Origin of the sequence: Streptomyces djakartensis (genome assembly GCF_014651075.1) — a bacterium.
Taxonomy (GTDB): domain Bacteria; phylum Actinomycetota; class Actinomycetes; order Streptomycetales; family Streptomycetaceae; genus Streptomyces; species Streptomyces djakartensis.
In genome coordinates this window covers 1-838 of the sequence record NZ_BMWE01000060.1, presented here as the reverse complement: position 1 = coordinate 838, position 838 = coordinate 1, and the positions used below count along the sequence as shown (strand labels likewise).

At 43.4% G+C, this 838-nt stretch carries 3 protein-coding genes; 1 reads left to right on the top strand and 2 read right to left on the bottom strand.

All coding sequences use genetic code 11. From position 1 onward, the window contains the following. Together IE212_RS34465 and IE212_RS34460 are read right to left on the bottom strand one after the other, a co-directional pair. Positions 1-378, bottom strand: a 378-nt coding sequence (locus tag IE212_RS34465) for a hypothetical protein (RefSeq protein WP_190201931.1), incomplete at its 3' end; no start/stop codon positions are given. 25 nt (positions 379-403) lie between these two features. Continuing rightward, on the bottom strand, positions 404-589 hold the full coding sequence (locus IE212_RS34460) for a hypothetical protein (RefSeq protein WP_190201930.1): 186 nt from the start codon (positions 587-589) through the stop codon (positions 404-406). Positions 590-619: 30 nt separating this feature from the next. On the opposite strand from IE212_RS34460, the gene IE212_RS34455 reads away from it, so the two are divergent. Beyond that, the coding region (locus tag IE212_RS34455; RefSeq protein ID WP_229864731.1) for a polysaccharide biosynthesis C-terminal domain-containing protein at positions 620-838 on the top strand (219 nt) is incomplete at its 3' end.

Here is an 838-nt window from a genome sequence, read left to right as displayed (position 1 = left end):
ATCCGACATATTTACCATCGGCATAGTTACCTGCAAACCATTAATGGATTGGTCTGAAGCAATGATGTTCGGGTAGAAAGGTGCCTGGCGCATACCAGTTGTAATAGCAGCACGGATGATTTCCGGTACAATCCAACGGATATTCTGTTGCGGCATAGTGAAGATGTTCTGCATTGTATCAATCTTAGGATTAATACCCAACTTTTCGAAGAAGGCATCCTGTGATACACCATATTTACCCTGTACCAGTTCTTCCAGAGTAACTTCAATAGGCAATGTGTTGTTGGAACCCTGACGGTATGCTTCCAAACTTCTTACCATTTCCGGAAGTTCCTTTCTAAGGTCTTCCATTTTCAATTGTGCAAATTCTGTATTCATTGTTCTTTTAATGTTCAGTTAATGATTAGCGTACCAATACTTGAATAATATCATTAGCTTCATCAGCCGGTACGATGCTAATGAATTTTGTTTCATCGTCTGAAGTTTCAGCAGTGATGAAACGGTCAATCAACAGGGTATCTGTGGGTTTTACATAACCACATTCCATAGCCTCTTTAGCTACCCAGTTTACAACCATGAAAGCTTCCACAGCTACAGTTACTTCTACGGGGAAATTTCTTTGAGCCTGATTGTGTCCCCGTTGCGAACCGTAAGCGTCAATCTCCTAGCTTGTCTTCATCGTGTTCGCTTCAATCTTGTTGTTTCGGTTGTATCTCTGGCTGCGAACGTCGCTCTGATCGTCCCCCTAACGTTTGCTTTCGGCATTGTTGGTGCGGCGTTGGCTACCGTTTCGACAACGGTTCTCGTATCGCTGCTTTCTTTGAGAGGCTTGCGCTCC